Annotated in this window: 15 protein-coding genes; 5 read left to right on the forward strand and 10 right to left on the reverse strand. The window is 54.3% G+C overall.

All coding sequences use genetic code 11. The annotated features are described in order from the left end of the window. Window positions 1-11 precede the first annotated feature (11 nt). The 4 genes from Mal65_RS07585 to Mal65_RS07600 form a co-directional block, all read right to left on the reverse strand. Window positions 12-788 carry an SDR family NAD(P)-dependent oxidoreductase gene (locus Mal65_RS07585; RefSeq protein WP_145295533.1) on the reverse strand — a complete coding sequence of 259 codons (777 nt, stop codon included), beginning with the start codon at window positions 786-788 and terminating at the stop codon, window positions 12-14. Further along, a complete protein-coding gene (locus tag Mal65_RS07590; protein WP_145295536.1) occupies window positions 785-1,996 on the reverse strand; it encodes a mandelate racemase/muconate lactonizing enzyme family protein in 1,212 nt (403 codons plus the stop codon). Before Mal65_RS07590 ends, Mal65_RS07585 begins: the two co-directional genes overlap by 4 nt. A gap of 50 nt (window positions 1,997-2,046) precedes the next feature. Continuing rightward, window positions 2,047-2,751, reverse strand: a complete 705-nt coding sequence (locus Mal65_RS07595) for a GntR family transcriptional regulator (protein ID WP_231131311.1) — start codon at window positions 2,749-2,751, stop codon at window positions 2,047-2,049. A 185-nt stretch (window positions 2,752-2,936) separates the two neighbouring features. After that, window positions 2,937-3,302 (reverse strand): hypothetical protein, encoded by a 366-nt coding sequence (locus Mal65_RS07600; RefSeq protein WP_145295542.1) that lies wholly within the window; start codon window positions 3,300-3,302, stop codon window positions 2,937-2,939. A gap of 105 nt (window positions 3,303-3,407) precedes the next feature. Here Mal65_RS07600 and Mal65_RS26380 point away from each other — a divergent pair, with 105 nt between their 5' ends. Then, complete coding sequence (locus Mal65_RS26380; RefSeq protein WP_165701136.1) at window positions 3,408-3,611, forward strand: hypothetical protein; 204 nt, start codon at window positions 3,408-3,410, stop codon at window positions 3,609-3,611. 119 nt (window positions 3,612-3,730) lie between these two features. On the opposite strand, the gene Mal65_RS07605 is transcribed toward Mal65_RS26380, so the two are convergent. From Mal65_RS07605 to Mal65_RS07615, 3 genes are all read right to left on the reverse strand, one after another. After that, window positions 3,731-4,858 (reverse strand): hypothetical protein, encoded by a 1,128-nt coding sequence (locus Mal65_RS07605; RefSeq protein WP_145295544.1) that lies wholly within the window; start codon window positions 4,856-4,858, stop codon window positions 3,731-3,733. Window positions 4,859-4,924: 66 nt separating this feature from the next. Further along, complete coding sequence (locus Mal65_RS07610; RefSeq protein ID WP_145295547.1) at window positions 4,925-5,431, reverse strand: GNAT family N-acetyltransferase; 507 nt, start codon at window positions 5,429-5,431, stop codon at window positions 4,925-4,927. Beyond that, complete coding sequence (locus Mal65_RS07615) at window positions 5,428-5,703, reverse strand: type II toxin-antitoxin system TacA family antitoxin (RefSeq protein WP_145295549.1); 276 nt, start codon at window positions 5,701-5,703, stop codon at window positions 5,428-5,430. The genes Mal65_RS07610 and Mal65_RS07615 overlap by 4 nt, the downstream gene beginning before the upstream one ends. Window positions 5,704-6,396: 693 nt before the next feature. Between Mal65_RS07615 and Mal65_RS07620 the strand changes: the two genes are divergently transcribed. Beyond that, window positions 6,397-7,275, forward strand: a complete 879-nt coding sequence (locus Mal65_RS07620; protein WP_165701137.1) for an integrase core domain-containing protein — start codon at window positions 6,397-6,399, stop codon at window positions 7,273-7,275. Window positions 7,276-7,282: 7 nt separating this feature from the next. On the opposite strand, the gene Mal65_RS07625 is transcribed toward Mal65_RS07620, so the two are convergent. The 3 genes from Mal65_RS07625 to Mal65_RS07640 all read right to left on the reverse strand — a co-directional run bounded on the left by Mal65_RS07625 (window position 7,283) and on the right by Mal65_RS07640 (window position 10,676). Then, the gene (locus Mal65_RS07625; RefSeq protein WP_145295555.1) at window positions 7,283-8,437 is read right to left on the reverse strand and encodes a XylR family transcriptional regulator; all 1,155 of its coding nucleotides are present in this window, start codon (window positions 8,435-8,437) and stop codon (window positions 7,283-7,285) included. A gap of 104 nt (window positions 8,438-8,541) precedes the next feature. Continuing rightward, window positions 8,542-9,912 (reverse strand): Gfo/Idh/MocA family oxidoreductase, encoded by a 1,371-nt coding sequence (locus tag Mal65_RS07630; protein ID WP_145295558.1) that lies wholly within the window; start codon window positions 9,910-9,912, stop codon window positions 8,542-8,544. Window positions 9,913-10,226: 314 nt separating this feature from the next. Next, window positions 10,227-10,676 carry a MarR family winged helix-turn-helix transcriptional regulator gene (locus Mal65_RS07640; RefSeq protein WP_196784667.1) on the reverse strand — a complete coding sequence of 150 codons (450 nt, stop codon included), beginning with the start codon at window positions 10,674-10,676 and terminating at the stop codon, window positions 10,227-10,229. Window positions 10,677-11,550: 874 nt separating this feature from the next. Between Mal65_RS07640 and Mal65_RS07645 the strand changes: the two genes are divergently transcribed. The 3 genes from Mal65_RS07645 (at window position 11,551) to Mal65_RS07655 (ending at window position 21,846) form a co-directional block, all read left to right on the forward strand. After that, window positions 11,551-16,149, forward strand: coding sequence for a PVC-type heme-binding CxxCH protein (locus Mal65_RS07645; RefSeq protein WP_145304769.1), 4,599 nt, complete (start codon window positions 11,551-11,553; stop codon window positions 16,147-16,149). A gap of 90 nt (window positions 16,150-16,239) precedes the next feature. Beyond that, entirely contained in the window at window positions 16,240-19,476 is a 3,237-nt protein-coding gene (locus tag Mal65_RS07650; protein WP_449252306.1) for an alpha/beta hydrolase-fold protein, read from the forward strand. Between the two features lie 54 nt (window positions 19,477-19,530). Then, complete coding sequence (locus tag Mal65_RS07655) at window positions 19,531-21,846, forward strand: endo-1,4-beta-xylanase (protein WP_145295563.1); 2,316 nt, start codon at window positions 19,531-19,533, stop codon at window positions 21,844-21,846. Window positions 21,847-21,860 lie beyond the last annotated feature (14 nt).

Below are 21,860 nucleotides of genomic sequence, written 5' to 3' on the forward strand. Positions count from 1 at the left end.
CGCCTCAAAGCTCAAGTCATGATCATTCCGCCGGTGATGTTGAGTGCTTGCCCGGTCATAGCACTGCTTTCTTCACCGCAAAGAAATTTGACGACGTTCGCTACCTCCTCCGGGCGAATGAACCGCTTCATCGGCACGTCTTCCCAGGCCTTGTGCATCGCCGCAAGATCGACACCTTCTGCTTCGGAGTGCATGCGAACGAGTTGTCCAATTCGCTCGCCTTCAATCGGACCCGGACAGACAGCGTTCACACGAATTCCGTGTTCTACCAACTCCAGTGCAAGCGTCTGCGTCAGCCCTATTAGCGCCCACTTGCTTGAGACATAATCCGCTCGGAAGGGCAAACCACGCCTGGCAACATTGCTGGCGATGTTGATGATCCGACCCGATTTGCGAGCGATCATGTGGTGCGATACTTCACGTGTGACGAGCATCGTGCCGGTCAGATTGACCCGAAGCGTGTAGTCCCAGTCCTCGAGTTTCATGTCCTGAAGCAACTGCGCCTTTCCGTTGAATCCAGCGTTGTTGATCAGGATGTCGATTTTCCCGTCCAGAAGTTGCGCTGCGTCGGCGACCGCTTTCGTCACGTCCTTTTCCACGGCAATGTCGCAGGATAAGCCGTCAGCGGTCGCACCAAGGCGTCGCAAGTCTTGGACGGCTGCGGCGGGATCTTGTCGATCCAATACGACCAATCGAGCACCCTCCGCAGCAAACTGCTCGGCCAGGCTCTTCCCCAGCCCCATCGCGGCGCCGGTGACAATGACGTTCTTCGTTTCGAATCGTCTCATGACAACTCTTTTGCCTCTGCGACGCTTTGGGAGTCTTGTTTTTTGAATTGTCGTAAGGTCGATTCGTCGACCGTTACACCCAGCCCGGCTCCCTGTGGTACGGGAACCTTTCCGTCCGCACCAATCGCGATTGTCTGCGTCAGCAAATCGTCACGCAGCGGGTTGTGGTTTTGATCGAACTCGACGACCGGCTCGTTTTGCAGCGGAATCGGATTGGCCGTATGCGGCATCGGCGGCAAAGCGGCGATCGCGTGAAGAGCTGCTGCCAATGCGATTCCCGATCCCCACACGTGTGGAAGCACGGGGACACCGTACGCCGAGGCAATCGCGTTGATCTTTTGCCACTCGGAAAAGCCACCGCAAACGCAAAGATCGGGTTGGGCAATATCCACGCATCCGCTGCTGATCAAATCCCGAAATCCCCAACGCGCGTATTCCGCTTCACCCCCGGCGATCGAGATGTCCAGAGTCTCACGCACACGTCGATAACCATCACGATCTTCTGGCGGCACAGGCTCTTCGAATAACAGGCAACCGAATTCTTCAAGAACGCGGCCCATGCGTATCGCCGTCGTCGCGTTGTAGGCGTGGTTGCAGTCGACCAAGATCCCGGTTGTCGGTCCCACTGCGCTACGAACAGCCTCCAGACGCCGGCGGTCGTCTTCAATACTGACCAGGCCGATCTTAATTTTCAGCAAATCAAAGCCTGCTTGAACGTACGAATGGGCCTCTTCCGCAAGTTGCGGCAGTCCTCGCTCAATGTCCTGGACGTCTTCGCCTCGGTAATAGCAGCCCGTTGCATATGCAGGCACGCTTTGGCGAAAAGCACCACCCAGTAGTTCGTGGACCGGAACACCGAACGATTGACCTTTCAGGTCCCACAAAGCGATGTCGATAGCGGAGATCGCCTCGATGTAAGAGCCCTTCTGGCCGAAGTCACGAGTCGCCGCATAGAGTTCCTCCCAGATCCTGCCCGACTCACGCGGTGACCGACCAATGATCTCGGGTGCAAGTACATGATCGATACATGCAGCAACCGGCTCCGCGGGACCGTACTGACCACCTTCACCCCAGCCGACCGCACCGTCGTCTGTTTCAATGCGAACCAGCAAGCTATTACGTTCGGGAAACGCGCATTGCGATGAATAAAACCGATCGTTGCCGAGCTGGACGGTCAGCACATAGGTCTTTACCGACTGAATCTTCATCCATTCATCTCGGTGAATTGATACTTGGCATGGTGTCTTCGGCTCTGGTTTCAGTCACTGGCGGTGGAAACGGAACCTGCCGTACCAACTTGACGGTTTCGAAAGGCAGCCAGAACATCTGTCAGCGTGCTAGCGATGTGCTCGCGCATTCGTCGCTCCGCCTCTTCACCGTCGCGCAGCTTCAGCGCTTCCAAGACCTCTTGGTGCTGCTCGATCGATCGTTCAAGTCGATTGGGAACCAATAACGCGAGTTCGTGCAACCGCTCGGTCAACTCCTTCAGGTTGGCGACCATTCGCAGCAGCCGAGGCGTACCTCCCACACTCAGGACCACTCGGTGCAATTCATCCGTTGCATCGGAGGCGCCGGCGCGATCGCCATCGGCAAGCATTGCTGATGCCACGGCCATGCGTTCCTGCAAATGTGCGAGGGCGGAATCGCTGAGCAACTCGGCGGCACGTCGCGCACTGATACCCTCCAGTGCTTGCCGAATCAGATAAGCCTCGTTGATGTCTTCTGCGGAGATTCCAACGACGATGGCACCTTTGCGCGGCAGAATCTGGACCAGGTGCTCATGCTCCAGACGGCGAAGTGCCTCGCGGATGGGGGTCCGGCTGACCTTCAAGTCGTCAGCCACTCCCAGCTCGGTCAGCGGCTGGCCCGGAGAGTATTCGGCACTCAGGATTCGGGATTTCAAGACCGCGAACACCCGGTCACTGGCGGTCGGGGCAAGGCTCTTTGACGCGGCAGTTTCCAACGTTTTTGACTCCGATAACGTCTTGTGGTCACGTTGGGTACTGATTGTATACAATGTGGATTCGCCAGGCAAGCGACGGCACCCGCGGATCGGATGCCTCCGGCTCAGAGCCGCCTTGGTTTGTTTCTGACAGCCGGGTTAACAGCGGAAGCACCGTTCCCGCACTAGAGCAGTGTTAACGCCGACTAAGGGCAGGCTCCGGTCCACTTGAGGTCATCGAGATCTCGTAGCCGAGAACAAATCAGCTTCTGCAGACTGACGTATTCGACGGTGAAAATCCAAACTTCCATTCCACCGGGCGACACTTTTCGCCGGCGAGCGAATCGGTACTGATCGAAGGTCTGGTCGGTCAATTCGAATTGCTCGATCCGAAATGGAGTTCCTACGATCTGAATTTCCTTCTTGACCGTTCCGCCGATCAGCTCAAACGACAATTGCGTATCAAACTTGACTGAGTTGCTAAGCCGGTCCGCCAGTGCACGTGTATCCAACTCGGAAGCTCCGATCACAAAATCTGCACCGGTGGTTGAGCGTGGAAACAAGTAGTACATGCTGGAGGAAGATCTCCTCAGCATGTAGTCCTGGCGTGCTCCCCAAAAACTGGTCCATAAGTTATGAGAGTGTACTGGCCAATAACGGCCAAGGAGACTCTCGAGATGAAACAAGCACGAAAGCGACGTAAGCCCGAACAGATCGTCAAGGCGATGCGCCGGCTTGGTCATCCCTTTGGCAATTTTCGACTGGTCCCGCATCCACTTATAGCTCAGATTTTTAAAGACCGCCTGAGCTTGTTTCTGACAGCCAAGTTTACAGCGGAAGCACCCGTTCCCGTATTGAAGCAGTGTTATCAGCGACTATGAGAAGGACCCGGTCCACTAATGCCGCGAGTTAGTTTTTTCGATGGGGTGCGTTTGAGGCTTCAACCGGCAGTTCGGTCGGCCCGAATGTGACTCGGTCACGATCCCCGCTCGATTTGGATTTACTTGTAGTTCAAGCCTTCATCGTTAAAAGCTCGTTTGACGTAATGAAGTGTGGGATGCTTCGTGACGATTCTCTTAGCCGCGTAGTTCGCAAGGCGTTCACCTTTTTCACCACCGATCGCAACTCGGAGTTCTGACAGCAGCTTTGCAGCTCGCTGGTAACTGGTTGTCGACCGCTTTTGGATCAACTTCTCCGCTTCCGATATCGCTGCGGATGGATCTTCGCGTATTTTTGCAAGGCGTTTCTTCAGTTTGCGTTGCCCAGCGGCCAGCTCTCGTTTCTTTCTTTGGTCGGATTCTGCAGAGGCTTGTTCTCGAAGCTCGGAAAGCGTTCGAGTGCCCTCCGTTGTTGGCCACGTCTCCATGCCGGAAGCGTTTCGAATGGCGGCCAACGACTCGGCTCGAACGGCCGCAGCATCACCTTCAAGGACTCGCCGCATGAGCTCTTGAAGATCGCCAAGAGATTGCTGGGCCAACCATTCATCAGCACCTGGTCCACCGTCGCCAGGGCGGCTTGGAGCATCGGGAGATTTGGTGCTGGCCGCGGCAAGTAGATCACGATCGAGCTGATAGAAGTCGACAAACTCTGCGAGCTCAGGCGGTAAGCTTTTCAGTCCAGCGGGTATGGCTGGTTCGAGGTCATCTTCATCCCAGTTGAAAGCAAGCCATCCAAGATAGAGAGCCCGGATATCGCCAGCCATCAAGGCTTCACGAATTCTTGGTAGCTGCTCCGTAAGATGGTCGAATTCGAAATACTCTTCGGCGTAGGTTCCAGCGTCAGCATCGGGCTGGATTGACAGCACGCCTCCCTTTCCGCGTTTGTCCTTCTTCCATTCAATGCAGTACTTCATCGCGTACTCGTTGTATTGTTTCTGTTGCATCGGCAATCCAAATGGCAGCCGGAACATCAGTTTGCGAATCCCGAAGTTTGCGTAGTGCAGGTGCACGTCGTACCCACGCAGCATCATCTCGAGTGCGTTGCCGCGAAAGTCGCCGTAGTGGTACTCGTTGTGGAAACTCCAACGTGTGACCTCTGCCCGCGTCGACTGGTCCTGCATGTATGCGAGTTGCTTGTCGTTCAACGGCTTATCCACCGCGGCGAAGTGGATGTACTGATACTCACTCATTGTTCGTGACTCGGTTGCATCGCGGACACTCAATCGATTGCAAAGAGATGGGCATCACTTCACAATTCAAGATGAATAGAGTTTTTGGACGGTTTCCATCGGCAGGAATAGACGGGACCTCATCTTCGGTAGCGAGATGAATCCGAATCTCGAATAGAAATCCGCGGCCGATTTGTCTTTCGCATCAACAACGACAACCGCGGCGGCGATCTCTTTCGCCGATCGGGCACAGCGTGATAGCGCGTCAGCGAGAAGCAATCGCCCAAGTCCTGGATGGCCTACATCGCGGGCTAAACGCCCGATCAAAATTCCAGGCACCTGTGGATAGCGAGGTAAACGCTTAACTGCTTCCTCAGGCAGGCCACTCAGTTCCACCGATGTTGCACAAAGTGTGTAGTAACCGACGACGCGATTGGACTCCTCTGACGCCGTGAAGACGAACACGGCGGCCGCCTTCCGTTTGACGTCTTGGCTGGCAAATCGCACCAAGTAGTCGTTGAGGACTTCGACGCCGCAATCAAAGTCTTTTCGATTGTGTTTTTTGGTGAGGGCCTCGCAGACGTATTCGCTCACCGGCTTGTCACCTTCTTGCGATGCTCCTTCGCGGCTGCTCGCAGCTCTTTATTCGGAGATGGTGGTGACAACAGTGCATCGACAAGCACACGGCTCTGGGTTCGGTCGAGCTGAATCCGCTCGTGCTCTTCAATGACCGCCTTGGCAGCTTGTTCCGCGTTACCAAGCACGAAATCGGACACGCTACGGCCAAGATAGGCTGCCGCGCGTTCGATGAGCGCTTTCTGCTCAGTGGAGAGTCGTGTCTCAATGCGGGCGGATTTGGTTTCCATCGCTAGCTCCGGAATTCGGCTCGTCGTACAGGTCTAGTGTACGGCAAAATGCCGTACATGACAAGCTGGTTTTTCATTGGGAAAACGGCGACCTACGTCCTCCCCGTACAAAACCAATCCGGAGAGAATTCCGGGAATATGCTGGCTTTTTCTGCTTGAGTCGGCCAATTCGATGCGATTCTCGTCTCTTCCGATTCGTCACGAGACGAAGCAATTGCGAAAGCTATCTGTAGATTTGCTGTTAACCGAAGCTGCTTTTTCTCGCATGTCTGCGAGTGGTTAACAGGGATAGAGAATGTTTCCCGAAGCGGGCGTCCGCTCGGCAATCTGTGCCGGTTAATCTGACAGCGGCACAGATAATCCGATTGGCCGAATACAGGTCGAACCCAAGGCCATTGCGGCCGGCGAGGCAATTCGTAGGCTCGTTGTTTCAGCGGGGTACAAAAATGTTGCCACCCCGAATATATCGGGATTTGCAAGGCGAAATGGCGATCGATGGCGAATATTGTTCACCCACTTTTGACACTCCTCGCTTCGCTCACTCGGCAGGAACTTGCTCAGCAAATTCGGTTCTTGAAAGCTGAGAACGAGATCCTTCGGAGTAAGTTACCCAAACGAATCACGCTCGACAATCGTGAGAGGAGAACGCTTGTCAAACACGGGAAAAAGTTGGGTGGAAAGATCAAGGACGTCATGACGATCGTGTCGTATTCGACGTTTCGGCGGTGGGTTCGCAAGATAGAGGACGACACACCGCCACCAGCAAAGAAGTCGCCGGAACGCCGCGCCGGGCGACCGAAGCTTGAGGAAGACGTTCGCGAAACCATCATTCGTATTCGGAAAGAGACGGGATTCGGGTACACGAAAATCCTGCAAGAAATGCGCCGTATGGGCGTTCACGTGTCCCGGCAAACAGTGAAGAACGTGATCGTTGCGGCAGGGCTAAAGCCGACGCCAGGCGACCACCCGGATACGTGGCACAAATTCATCAAGCGTCACGCTGATACGCTTTGGCAATGCGATTTTGCGTGCAAGAGAAAGTGGACACTGAAAGGGTTGGTCGACCTTTATTTCATGGTCTTCATTCACATTGGAACGCGGCAGATCTGGATCTCGCCTTGCACCGAGAATCCCACCGGTGAATGGACGACCCAACAGGGACGCAACTTCCAAATGCACCTGCAATACAATGAGTTGACGTGCGAGATGCTGATGCGCGATCGCGATGCAAAGTACGTTGATTCGTTTGATGAGATCGTCCGATCGACCGGCGGGAAGATCAAGTTGACACCGATTCGATTACCTAATTTGCAGGCTCACGTCGAGCGAGTCATTCAAACAATCAAACATGAGGTGCTGAACGCATTCTGCGTTGTGACAAACCAGCATCTCGACCGAATTCTTCGTGCTGCGGAAGACTGGTACAACAAGCGCCGTGGGCATTCAGCACGAGACCACTTGCCGCCCACTCAGGGCGAAGCCTCGTTTCCGCTCATACCGTTCTCGAAAAACCAAGTGATCTGCGACACGACGCTTGGTGGTCACTTGATTTCGTATCGCCGCACGGCATGAAGACAGTTCAGTCAAGTGTTTTCCGCTTGTACTCACCTGGGGAAACGCCAATTTCCCGCTTGAACGCAGCGCCCAAGTATTCGGAATGCTCAAACCCAAGTCGCTCAGCAATTTGGGGAACGGTCAAGTCCGTCTCTCGCAGCAACTCTTTCACCCGATTCATTCGGACCCTTTGAATCTCTTGGTGCGGCGTCCGCCCGACTAACTTCTTAAAGCGATGTTCAAAGACTCGACGCGACAGGTCAATATTGTCTAAAACATCGACGACGCGAATGTTGGCTGATGCCTTCCGCCGAATGTACTGGAGTGCCTTGGCGATCTGCTCGTCTTCAATCGCAACTGTATCAGTCGACTCGCGAAGCTGAATCCCTAGCGGTTGAGTGATCAGCGGTTCTTCAGTTGTGAAAACCTCTCCGGACATCATTCGGTCAAGCAAACTTGCTGCCTCGTATCCAGTGCGTTTGGTATCTGGAATGACGCTCGAGAGCGCCGGATCAGACAGTTCGCAAATCAAATGGTCGTCATCGACTCCCAGCACCGCGACTTCTGTCGGAACAGCGAGCTTCAACTGCCGGCAGACATCTAGAACCTCTTGCGCCTTGAAGTCATAGCATCCCATGATTGCAACCGGGCGAGGAAGCTGGCGAACCCAAACCATGATTCGCCTCTTCTCAGCGACAGCGTCAAAGGCGCGGTCATACCGTGCTACGGATTGATGTTCGAAAACCTTGCATCCAGATGCTTCAGCAAACTGCCGAAAGTGCTGGCAACGTTTCGTTGACCATTGAAAACCAGCATCTCCACAATAAGCAAGATTCCGAAAACCTCGTGTAATAAAATGCTCGACTGCCAATTTTGAAATCGCTCTGTCTTCCGTGTCAGCCCAGGGAACTCCTTTGACGTGCCGAGCCGCACTGAGGTCAACGATTGGAACGCCACAGCGTTGCAATTGGCAACCGACTGAATCGGTTTCAATCCTAGCGATGATCCCATCCCCGCCCCAGGTTCCTAACCAGGCGGGTGGCGGTGCACCGCGTTCCTGTTCGGTCAAGTAGACAGACCAATTTCCATGCTCTTTCGTGTAGGAAATGACCCCTTCGAGTAAGCCTCGGCTGTAGCCGTTTGAGGTTTCTATCAGCAGGGCGACAGATCGTCGAGTCATTGGCTACAAAACAACTGGGAGAGTAATTGTGAAATGCCGGCATCAACCTGGAACGTACCTCCGGAACCGTATCGATTCACGGAGGCGTCCGGCGCTACAAACCACTACATGTTGATCTCGTAACCCTTGCGACTTTCTCGTGAAAGGAACGAGTTGGCTTCGTCGTCGCCGATGATCTCACGCTTGGTCGGATCCCAATTCAGTTCACGCCCCAAGCGGATCGCGATGTTTGCCAAGTGGCAAGTTTCGAGCATCCGGTTGTGTGTCCAAACATCGGAGATCGGTTGTTCACGCGAGCGCATGCCTTCGATGAAGTTGGCGGTATGATTCTCGCTGACAGGGCCGCCGTAGACTTTTTCCACTGCGTCCTCAGGCAACGGGTTGGTTTCCAGATCTTCGACCGGCTTGCCCGCCAGCCTTCCGCGATTAACGAAGAATCGCCCCTTGGTTCCTTCAAACAAAATGCCGTTGTCACCTTCGCTAGTGATGATCATTGGAATGTCACCCGGCATGTTAACGTGGATCTCGAACTTTGTTGGCGAGTTGTATTGATCGCTGACCGTCGGATAGCCATCCTTGTACTCGACCGGCAATGAGTAGCTGACCGGCGTCACTGTATTTGGACCGGTTTCGCTCGCGCCCAGTGCCCACGTCGCAATGTCAACGTGGTGAGCACCCCAGTCATTCATCTGGCCACCGGAGGTTTCGTACCAGTTACGCCATGCATAGTGACAATTGGTGTAAAGCGGTACGCCGCCACCATAGCCTCGACGCATTTCGGTCCCCGCTCTGTACGGAACCTTGGGGGCTGGGCCGAGCCACATGTCCCAATCGAGACCTTCAGGAGGATTGATGGCTGGGATTACGGGCGAACCGGTAGCACCGTTGATTCCACAGGTGACTTTGCGAATCTCCCCGATTCGTCCTTCGCGGATCAGTGCGATGGCTTTGAGGAATCGGTGTTCGCTTTCAGTCCGCTGCATGGTTCCGACTTGGAACACTCGCCCGGTTTGTTTGACGATCTTTTCGATTAACTTGCCTTCGTTGATCGTCAAGGTCAGCGGCTTTTCGCAGTACACGTCTTTGCCAGCGAGCATCGCTTCGACGGAGATCTTGGTGTGCCAGTGATCCGGAGCTGCGATCATCACCGCATCGATGTCTCTACGGTCAAGCACTTCGCGGTAGTCTTTGTATCCCTCAGCTTTCTTGCCGGTTTTCTTCTCAAGCTTGTCATTGATCGGACCCAGCACGTTGGCATCGACGTCGGCAAAGGCCGCGAAGTCCGCGAACTTGGTTGATTTGTCCGTGATCGTCCACCCTTGGTTTCGCAGTCCAATCGTGGCAAAAACGGGACGTTCATTCGGCGAGTCTTGCGCGTGGGAAGCGGAGCTGGTGCCCATAAAGACGCCAGCCGCAGTGGCGGCGCTTGCCGTTTGAAGAAAATCACGTCGGTTGAATCTTGTTTGCGGCTTCATTGCGGAACCTCGTTAAGAGAGCGGGGAAAGGAACGGGAAATGTAGAAATCGTACTTGGGATCTATTTGCCTAGGTCTTTGAAGCGTTCATAGGACTGGTTCAAAGGATGTGCCTCCGTTCGCCCTTGAATCATGCTTGCCGTCCACTCCGACAACCTTCTCCCGAGTCGGCGACAGGCCTCTTGCACGCGTTCCTCCTCAGGGGCGCCCGCGGATTTGACTCCGTAGTGAGCCGAGAATTTGATGCCGGAGTAATCGGTCAATCCAGTTTGTGCGTGATGAATTCCTAAGAATCGGCGATCTTATCGACGGACGCTATACAAGTGAGTTTTCTTGATTGAGCGTGGAAGTGATGTTTCTTAACTGGCGGATCAGGGTGTCCGCCTCATCCGGCGTCATGCACCCGTACATTTCATCGCGGATGGATTGCCCGGCTTTCCAAAGCTTGCGCAGCTTTCGTTTTCCGCTGGCGGTCAGCGTGACGGTTTTGGCGCGGGAATCGGTTGGGTGGCTTGCCCTTTGGATCAGTTCCATCTTTTCCAGTAACACCAGCATCGCTCGGACCGTACTCGGGTCAGAGGAGATTCGGTCGGCCAGTTCACGCTGCGTTAATGCTTGGCCCTCCGAGAGTGCCAATAGAAGCACAAACTGGTCAGCGGTCACGCCATGCTTAGCAAACGCTGCTTCCGTGTTGCGGTGAAGCGCCATGTAGGCCGCACGCAATGCTAACGGCAACTCTCGCTCTTGCTGTGTGGATTCCTTCATCTATTCAAGCGACTCCTACGCGAAAGAAAATGTCTGATGGCCGCCCTCGCCGATCGATGGGCGTTCGTGATGCCACTTCTTTCAAAGTTGACGTGTGAATTGGTCCTTCGCTTTCTTTGTCGAATGCCTCCACTCGCAACAACCAACGGAAGTGAGAATTTGGAAAAACGAGCAAAGATCTGAATCGCATGAAGTGCCTGTGTTAATAATTTTTGCGATGCTTGCGTCTTCCCTGCACGCGAGCCGGATTCTCTGACGAGATCTTCGAGATGAGGCCGTGAAATACCTCCACTTCGGCAGAGTGTACACAACAAACACATGAGGACGTAGTCCCAACTTTTGAAACCATTCCACGTGCATTGAGGGGGCGGCTCTTTGCAATGGCGGTCCACATCGTTACTGTCCGCGCTTCCTGGCAAGTGGATGCTGTCCCAAATGACGCAGCGCCGCCAATTCTAGCGAATGGCCCGCTGCTGCTGCACAATGCAAATTAATCGCCCATTAAGAGGTGGCGCGTCGTTTCGTTAAATTCGCCCAATAGAATCGAAACATCCCCGAAAGTAATGGATTGGCTCACCGATTTGCAGAACTTTTAGACCGGCCTGGGGTTTATGCGTGTACGCACGGTTATCTGCTGAGCGGATCTGCTGCGAACTTGTGAAATATCTCCGCAGGGGTGCGCAATTCCTCATTTTCATTGAACTCAATGTGGCTATAACGCACAGTACTGCCACTCCATCATTCGCGATATCTCGTCCCACTATTGATCCTGACGGCGGCAAGTTGTCCACCGAGAATCCAGCTTCATCTGCTTAGATCGACATCAAGCTGGTGGAGTTTGCACCGTCAACCAAATCGGCCTACCAGAAACAAGATGACTGCTCTATTGAAACGCTTTGCAACTGCAAATCTGCTCGTCGTTCTACTTCTCGCCTGCGGTTTTGCATCGGCACAGGAATCGCAAGTCTCGGTATTGATGCTTGGCGACAGAGGATTCCATAGGCCATCCGAATTCTACCGGCATTTGGCAGGGCCGCTCCGAGAGCAAGGCATCGAACTTGTTTACACGGAGAAGCTGAGCGACCTCAACAAAGATCATCTCGCAAAATATGAAGGGCTGATGGTCTTCGCAAACATTGAACAAATCACACCGGAGGCCGAGTCGGCTCTGCTGAACTATGTTCAAAATGGCGGAGGCCTGATTCCCGTTCACTGCGCGTCGTTCTGTTTTCTCAATTCCGATAAGTACATCGAATTGGTTGGCGGTCAGTTTCGAAGTCACGGGTTCACTCGCTTTGAAACCAAGATCGTGGCTTCCGACCATGAGATCATGCGGGGGCTGAAACCGGTTCGTTCGATGGACGAAAGCTACCGTCACAGTAAGCTCAACCCAGACATGACCGTTCTTGAGACACGGAGCGACGAATCCGGTCCCGTGAGCGATCCCGATGGTGAACCCTACACATGGATCCGAACGAGCGGACAAGGACGCGTTTTCTATACCGCGTGGGGGCACGATCATCGGACGTGGTCCAACGCTGACTTTCAAAAATTGCTCGCACGCGGTGTTTTGTGGGCCTGTGGCCAGACGCTCACCGCAGCTTCGACCGACAGTGGCAAGCCTACAGATCCAAAAGCGGAAGCGGTCATCGCTGCGAATCGTCCCTTTTCCTCGCCGGAGATGAATCCGCCATCGGTCGACGATGAAGAATTTGCAACGACAGACGTGGGGGCGAAGATCCCCAACTACACGCCGGGTGCTCAGTGGGGAACGCAGGCCGAACCGTTCTCGAAGATGCAAGACCCTCTCCCAGCGGAACAGTCCATCAAAGCGTTCGCGACTCCGGCAGGAATGCAGCTCGCAATCTGGGCCAAGGAGTCGACCGACAACTGGCCCGGCGATCCCCAGCAAAACGACAAGACTGCAGGGCTAAAGGGCAAGCCGATCGCAATGAACTGGGATGAGGACGGGCGTTTGTGGGTTTGCGAAACGGTCGACTACCCCAATGAACTGAAAGAAGAATCAGCCGTCGGCCGCGACCGCATCAAGATTTGCGAAGATACGGACAACGATGGCCAGGCCGATAAGTTCACGGTCTTTGCCGAAAACTTGAGCATTCCGTCGACACTGGTTTGCTACCGGGGTGGCGTGATCGTCCAGGACGGCGAAGAGACGATCTATTTGAAGGACATCGATGGCGACGACAAAGCCGATTTTCGACAGTCGCTGATTACCGGCTGGGCGCTGGGCGACACGCACGGCGGCGTTAGCAATTTTCAGTATGGCCCCGACAATTGGATCTGGGGCATGCAGGGCTACAACAATTCCCAGCCCATCATCAACGGCGAACCGCAAATGCGTTTCCGCCAAGGGTTCTGGCGATTCAAAGTCAAAGCGGGGGCGTCGGACGAGACAGCGCCAGCCTATGCGATCGACACAGAAACGGGCAAAGTCGCAGACAACCAATCAAGCGACTTCGATCAGCACACAATCCGTGTCGATGCATTGGAGTTCATGCGAGGCACGAACAACAACACTTGGGGGCTGGGTTTCAGCGAGGAAGGCTATGTCTTTGGTTCAACTGCAAACGGTTGCCCGAGCGTTCACATGCCGATTCCCAATCGGTATTACGATCAAGTCGCCGGCTGGTCGCCCGAGACTCTTCAAAATATTGCCCAGTCCCATCGGTTCGATCCGATCGATGATCGCATTCGCCAGGTGGACTGGCACGGCGGATTTACAGCCGGTTGCGGCTCAGCAATCTACACTGCCCGCAACTATCCACCGACCTGGTGGAACCGAATTCAAATGGTCTGCGGTCCGACGGGACACCTCGTCGGTTCTTTCGTGCTGGAGAAGGACGGTGCAAACTATCGTTCTCGAAATGCGTTCAACACGGTTGCCAGCATCGATGACTGGTCAGCTCCGATCATGTCGGAGGTCGGCCCCGATGGCAACGTATGGGTCTTGGACTGGTACAACTACATTGTTCAGCACAACCCAACGCCCAACGGTTTCCAAACCGGCAAAGGGGCTGCTTATGAAAGTGATCTGCGAGACAAACGTTTCGCCCGAGTCTATCGACTAGTGACCGACGAGGCAGGCAGCGGCTCCGCGACGCGAACGTTACAACTCGCTGATGCAGAGAACGCCGAGTTGGTTACGGCACTCAGCAGTGACAATTTCTTTTGGCGTCGAACGGCACAACGTCTTATCGTGGAACGTGGGGCGGCTGACGATGCGACGCTCAGTGCTCTTGTTTCATTGGTCGAAAATGATCAAGTCGACGAGATCGGATTGAACCCAGCCGCGATGCATGCGATTTGGACGCTCGCAGGCTTGTCGGAATCGGGTAACGAATCAGCAGTCGCTGCACTGGCAAAGGCGTGTGACGCCGGCTTCGGTCATGTATCCAGCCCAGTGCGCAACGCGGCGATCGCGAGTTGCGGCAGCGAGCAGGTCGCCGGGGCGATTGAAGCGGGTCTGCAAAACGACGCCGACCCCAAGGTGCGGGTGACCTTGTTGCTGCGCGTTGCCGAAGGAAAAGCGAACGCTGCGATCAACGGTAACGAGCTTGCTGGCTTGGTAGCTTCGATCGAAGACGATAGCGTTCTATTGGACGCATGGACTTCCGCTGCTGCGACCGATCCTGCCGCGACGATCGTGGCGCTCGGCAAGATGAGTCCGTCCGCGGCGAATTCGCTCAATCAGCGAATTTCCGTTCTGGCGGAGCACCTCGCGCGGAGCAATCCCACAGCTGAGCAAATCAGCGAGCTGCTTGCAATCTCGCCCGATTCACCTGTCGCCGTCACGGTCTGGGAAGGCTTGGCAAAGGGTTGGCCGCGAGATCTGGTTCTTAATCTTCCCGAGTCATCGCAGAAAATTGTTCGTGACCGGTTCTTAGCAGGCGACACTTCGGTCGAAAGCAAAGCCGCGATCCTGGCGGTAGCCGACAAGTGGTCGATCACGAACCTAAACGAGATTGTCAGTGAAATACAGGACGAACTGCTGACAACCGCTTTGGACGCGGATGCCGATTCAGAGAAACGTCTGAGTGCTTGGGATCAATCGATTCGCCTTGCACCAACGAGTCCAAAGATTCTCGACGCGGTCGAAGCGTTGTTTACACCGCAATTGGCTCCAGAAACCGGGGTCGCGGCACTAAACTCACTGCAGGCCGCCCGCGTGAATGGTCTTTCCGAAACGTTGCTGGACATGAAAACCTCGCTGGGGCCAAAACTCGGTAGCCAAATTCTGACGTTGCTTTTATCCCGAGCCGATGGCACTGAAGATTTGCTGGACGCCATTGCCGATGGACAAGTGCAATTCAATGATCTTCAGCTCGATCAACGCCAAGCCTTACTGAACCACCCCACCTCATCGATAGCATCACGAGCAAAGGAGTTGATGGAAACGCGAGGTGCGATGGTAACATCTAATCGCCAAGCATTGGTCGATCAATGGTTACCGGTCGCTGCCGTGGAAGGCGATGTGACGAACGGCCTGGCGATGTTCAAGAAACATTGCTCAGCTTGTCACATCCATGGCGAAATCGGACAAGAAATCGGTCCTAACTTGACGGGCATGGCTGTTCATCCCAAAGAAGAAATCTTGATGAACGTCCTCGATCCATCGCGAAGCGTCGAAAGCAACTTCCGCACGTACCAGATTTTGACCGTCGACGGAAATGTGCTCTCCGGAATGCTAGCCGGCGAGTCGGCAAACTCGCTACGCATCATCGACACGCAAGGCAAAGAAAAGCTGGTCCTTCGCGAAGACATCGAGCAATTGACTTCGTCGCACAAGTCATTGATGCCAGAGGGTTTTGAAAGCTCGATCAGTAAAACTGAAATGGCGGATCTGCTGTCGTTTCTCGCCATACGTGGCAAGTACGCGCCGCTGAACATCTCTAACGCTGCGACGATCAACAGCGAAAAAGGTCTCCCCGGATTCCGCGGACGACCTGGAGACAAGTTTGTGCTCGATTCCTACGGGCGTGTGGAGGTCGAAGGCGTTCCGTTCGAATTGGTCGATCCCCAGGGAGATCGGATTGCCAACATCATCGGTTTGCAACGTCAATCATCGCGATTTCCAAGCACGTTGCCAGAATCGGCTAGCCTCGACTGCGCTGGAAACGTGAAAACGATTCACATGTTGGGGGGCGTCGCCTGGGCTGCCTACCCGCGTTTCAAGGATGAAACGACCAGCATGATCGTCCGTCGTCATTACGCTGACGGAAGCACAAGTGACTTTGAATTGGTCAACGGCAAGCACATCGTGACTTACCAAGCGGGCGAGGATGTGCCGGAATCGAAGAAGGCGATTGAAGCCAGCGGCAAGCAAATCCGCTACTTGAAGATTCCTGCCGAAGCTGGCAAAGCACTTACGAAAATCGAATTCTTGAAAGGCGGTGACTTTTCGCTTCCGCTTGTGTTTGCGGTGACCGTCGAGTTTGCAGGTGAAGGTCACTAGACCTGACGGTGATTCGTTGACGTTCCTTCTCCTCTTCTTCTGTATCGAGACCCTCTCATGAGAAAATTAGTTGTTCTAGTCCTGCTCGGCATGCTGCAGCTTGCCAGTGCGGTTGCCGAAGCACAGGAGCAAAACCCGGAACGTCCTCGCCAAGGTCGTCGCGGAGGCGGATTCGGCGGCCCGATCGAACTTGGTCCCGACGACAAGCAAACTTATCCCGATCCTGCAGATAGCATCGTTGCAAAGCGGGAAGACATTCCGCACGGCAAGTTGGAGATGATCGACTATGAGTCGAAGACGGTCGGCACGACTCGCAAGATGAACGTCTACACGCCCCCGGGGTACTCGAGCGAGAAGAAGTTGCCTGTCTTGTATTTGTTGCACGGCATTGGCGGCGACGAAACCGAGTGGCAGCGTTTTGCGACACCTGATGTGTTGTTTGACAACCTGATCGCGGATGGCAAAGCGGTTCCGATGATTGTGGTGATGCCGAACGGCCGCGCGCAGAAGAATGACCGCGCCGAAGGCAATGTGATGGCGAGTGCTCCAGCATTTGCCGTTTTTGAGAAAGACTTGCTCGATGACGTCATTCCCACCATCGAGTCGCGTTATTCCGTTCAGGCCGATCGAGAACATCGAGCCCTGGCCGGCTTGTCGATGGGCGGTGGCCAGTCGCTGAACTTCGGACTGACCAACCTGGACACGTTTGCCTGGGTCGGCGGATTCTCGTCCGCGCCCAATACCAAGGCCCCGGAGGAATTGGTCCCCGATCCAGAAAAGACGAAGGAACAACTCGAGCTACTCTACTTGTCGTGTGGAAAGAAAGACGGATTGATTCGAGTCAGTCAACGTCTGCAGCGTTATTTGAATGAGCACGACATTCCGCAAATCTGGAACGTTGACTCGCACGGACACGATCCAACCCACTGGCGAAACAATCTGTACTATTTTGCTCAATTGGTATTTCAGGAGACTTCGAAGGCCTCAGAGCTGCAGGAAGACACGACGACCGATTCGAATGAACAGCCTTCTGCGAATGAAGATGAGAACGCGGCCGCTGGAAGTAGTGTTCCTGAAGGCATCAAAGACGATTTCAAGCCGGCGCCTACCAATCAAGCTGGAAGGGACTACCCGCAGGTCAATTCCCAAGGCCGAATCAAGTTTCGAGTCGTCGCGCCGGAAGCAAAAAGCGTGGCAACGACATTTCGTGACAGTACTGAGTTCGTAAAAGGTGAAGATGGGGCTTGGGTCGGCTACTCACGTCCGCTTGACGAAGGCTTCCACTACTATGAATTGATCATCGACGGTGCCCACGTACCTGATCCCAACAGCAAATACTATTTCGGAGCAATGCGTTGGGGGAGCGGCATCGAAATCCCTGCCCACGATCGTGAATTCTACGCGCTGAAAAACGTTCCCCACGGCCAGGTTCGAGAGATCTACTTCCATTCCGAGAGCACGGATTCCGAGCGGCGAGCTTTCGTTTACACACCACCGGGCTACGACAGCAATCAAGACGAACGCTACCCAGTGCTGTACTTGCAGCACGGCTGGGGAGAAAACGAATATGGCTGGAGCGTCCAAGGCCACGCGGGTCTAATCATGGACAATTTGATCGCGGAAGGAAAGACGAAGCCCTTCATCATCGTCATGACCTATGGCATGACCAACGAAGTTCGCATGGGCGGACTTCGCAACTTTGATATCAAGGATTTTGAAACGGTCCTCGTTGATGAACTCGTTCCCCACATCGATCAGAACTTTCGCACTTTGACCGATCAACCCAATCGTGCCATGGCCGGACTGTCGATGGGTAGCATGGAAACGAAGTCAATCACGCTACGCAACCTTGACAAGTTTTCGCACATCGGGCTGTTTAGTGGAGCCACGATTGGAAGACAAGATGTCGAGAACACGGAAGGGTTCAAAGACAAAGTTGAACTCGTGTTCGTTAGCTACGGAAGCAAAGAGGTTGGAGGCGGGCGAACGCGTCGCGGTGGCAATCCCGCCGACTCCGTGAAGCAATTAAAAGAGATGGGAATCGATGCCCACTACTACCTGTCTCCCGAAACCGCCCACGAATGGCAGACTTGGCGACGCAGCTTGAAGGAATTCGCCCCTCTGTTGTTTCAGCCTGAGGACAGCCTGTTAGGCAACTGGAAGGTCGACTTTGATACTCAAATCGGCGTCCAAAGTTATGCAATGACCTTTGGCAAGGAAAGCGGCGAACTCTCCGCAACGGCGAGAGCTGAAGTCAATGGTCGCTCACGCGACGTTACCTTTGAGCAGGTCAAACGGACCGGCGATACCATCTCGTTCGTCGAAAACCTGAATTTTGGTGGAAACGAAATTCGTATTGAATACGAGGGGCAGATCGACGGCGATACGATCCTGTTTTCGCGAAAGGTAGGCGACTTCGCGACGGAGAAAGCAACGGCGAAGAAGTCGAAATCCGTTGATGACTTGGTCTCCGAAAACGCAAAGGAATCAATGCAGCGTCGGGCCGATGCTCAGCGACAACAGGCCGTCGCAATGGCCGACTCGATCGACCCAAACTTCCACATTTATCTCTGCTTCGGCCAATCCAACATGGATAGCGGCGGGCGGATGAATGACGCTGACCGTGAGGTGCCCAAGCGTCTGCTGGTGATGGCCGACTTTGACAACGAACAAAGGGGCTGGCAGAAAGGAAACTGGTACCACGCCGTTCCACCGCTGGCCGCGCGAGGGCGAGGCATTTGCATGGTCGATTCATTCGGCAAAGCGATGGTTAATTCACTTCCAGACGACGTCCGCGTTGGAATCATCAAGGTTTGTGTGCCCGGATGCAAAATCGAACTGTATCAGAAGCAGTCGTTTCAGTCTTATATCGACGGCGAGAGAGACTGGTTGAAAAACATCGTCAAAGCCTACGAGGGAAATCCTTATCAGAACCTTGTCGACATGGCTAGAGAGGCGACGAAGCACGGCGTCATCAAAGGAATTCTTCTCCATCAGGGCGAATCCAACACCGGGGACAAAGAGTGGCCCGGGAAAGTCAAGTCCGTCTATGACGACTTGATGAAGGACCTCGATTTAGATCCAAACGAGGTGCCTCTGTTGGCCGGAGAGATGGTGCACGCTGATCAGGGAGGCCGATGTGCAAGTCACAACGCGATCATCGCGACCTTACCGGAATCAATCTCGGGTGCTCGGGTGATATCGTCAGCAGGTTTGCCGACCGACGACAAACTGCATTTTAACCCGGAAGGCTCTCGCGAGTTTGGTAAGAGATATGCTGCTGCAATGCTCTCACTGTTGGCTTCAGAGAGCGTTGTTGCCGAATAAGCCATCTCGCCAATAGATCACTGCAACTTCCAAAACCAAATCGGATATCGCCGTATGTCATTTCAATCGATTGTTTGCTTCTGCTGCATCGCGTTGTCCGCCACGTTCACGCTGGGCCAAGAAAATACTTCGCCAAAGCAAAGCTCCGAAAGTTTGACAGGCACGTGGCATTGCCAATTCGATTCACCGTTCGGGTTGCAGACTTACCACCTCCATATTGCGATTAATGACGCCGGCGATGCAACAGCGCACGCGGAAGTAGATACTCGCGACGAAGTGCGGAAAGTCGAGTTCGTCGACGTGAAGGTCGACAACGATTCACTCAGCTTTGCGGAGGTCCGCCAGTTCGGCGACCGAGAGTTTCGTATTGAGTACAGCGGCGAACGCAAAGGAAAGGACCTCGCGATAACGAGGTCGTTTGGAGAGCGGGGCGGCCAAGAGTCGCTTGCCACGCGTGAGCTTCCCAAGCCACCACCGAAGGAAGATCCTGCTCCAGTGGTCGAAGTCAAAATAGATTGTCTCATCAAAGACGCGTTTAAAGATTCATTCTTGGTCGGCATGGCCGGTGACCTTCCTTCGCGTTATTCAGAGGAGGAGTTGAAACTAGCGGCAGAGCATTTCGCCGCGATCACTCCCGAAAACTGCATGAAGCCCGAGCGAGTTCACCCGGCCGAAGATCGTTGGGATTTTGAGCGGACCGATGCTTTGGTGCAGTGGGCCGAAAAGAACGACATGACCATCCACGGCCACACCTTGGTTTGGCATGCGCAGACGCCCAATTGGTTCTTCGAGGGGCGCGATCCCGAGACGGTCAAGCGGCGAATGCAACAACATATTGAAACGCTTGTGGGACGGTACAAAGGGAAGTTGCAGAGCTGGGATGTGGTCAATGAAGCCATCAATGATGGTGGGAATTCTGAAACCGCGAAGACGGAAAATCTACGCAACTCGAATTGGTTGCAAACGCTCGGCCCCGAGTTTCTCACTTTGGCATTCAAGTTTGCTCGACAGGCAGATCCCGATGCTGTGCTCTACTACAACGACTACAACATCGAATCGGGACCCAAGCATGCAAGTTCGATGGTGCTGCTTGAACGACTGCTTGCCGATGGTGCTCCCATCGATGCCGTCGGCATCCAAGGGCATTGGCGAAGCGGGCGGGTTCCTTTCGAAGACATCGAAAAGGCGATCACCGACTATGCATCGCTTCGACTGAAAGTCAGTATCACGGAACTCGACGTTACAATCCGTGGTGAATCCGGCGGGCAATTCGGAAGACGACGGTTTCGCAACAGTGCTCCCCCTACCGTTGACGATTTGTACGCTCAGGCCGACGACTACGCAAGGCTGTTCGCTATCTTCAAGAAGCATGAAGACGTCATCGAACGCGTTACATTTTGGGGCCTGAACGATCGACGAACCTGGAGGCGGGGGCAACATCCTCTTCTTTTTGACGGCAACAACAACGTTAAGCCAGCGTATGCCAGTATTGTGGCGTTGGCAGATAGCGATGACGATGCTGCCAAGAGAGCCCCCGAACCGCCAAAGAACGTGAGGATTGAAGACGGTGGTCAGGGTGATTATTCAGCGATCGTAACGGAAGCACCAACACTTGCGGGAATGACGATTTATCGCCCAGAGGATTTGTCTGCTTTTGCAGGCGAAAAGAAGCTGCCGGTACTTCTATGGGGAAATGGAGCGTGTGCGAACACGACGGAGGAACACAAAAACTTTCTCAACGAGATTGCATCGCACGGATTCATCATTCTCGGCATTGGACCGCTGGATCAGTTGCAACAGCGAGGCGAGACATCTCGTCAGCGGACGAATTCTCCTCAATTGGTTGCTGCCTTGGACTGGATCATCGCACAGGACGCCGATGAAAACAGCATCTACTGCGGAAAGATTGATACGACTAAAGTCGCCGCGATGGGAATGTCGTGTGGTGGACTGCAAGCCATCGAAATTTCGGACGATCCCCGAGTCACAACGACGGTTGTTTGCAACAGTGGCGTATTACCCTCTCGCTCACCGATGGCTGCGATGCCGAACCTGACTAAGGAAGACCTCAAAAAGTTTCACGGTCCCGTCCTGTACATTATGGGCGGCCCTTCCGACATCGCCTACAAGAACGCGATGGACGATTTCTCCCGAGTCGACCATGTGCCCATCGTAATGACCAACTTAGACGTCGGGCACGGAGGAACCTACCGTCAGCCGCACGGCGGCGAATACTCCTCCGTTGCCCTTGCTTGGCTCAACTGGCAGCTCAAAGACGATAAGGCTTCCGCGAAGATGTTCGTTGGCGACGATAGTCAATTGAAACGCGATCCGGATTGGACGATCGACACGAAGAACTTGGAACAGTAGCCCGCATCAATCTG

It is taken from the genome of Crateriforma conspicua (assembly GCF_007752935.1).
Classification (GTDB): Bacteria; Planctomycetota; Planctomycetia; order Pirellulales; family Pirellulaceae; genus Crateriforma; species Crateriforma conspicua.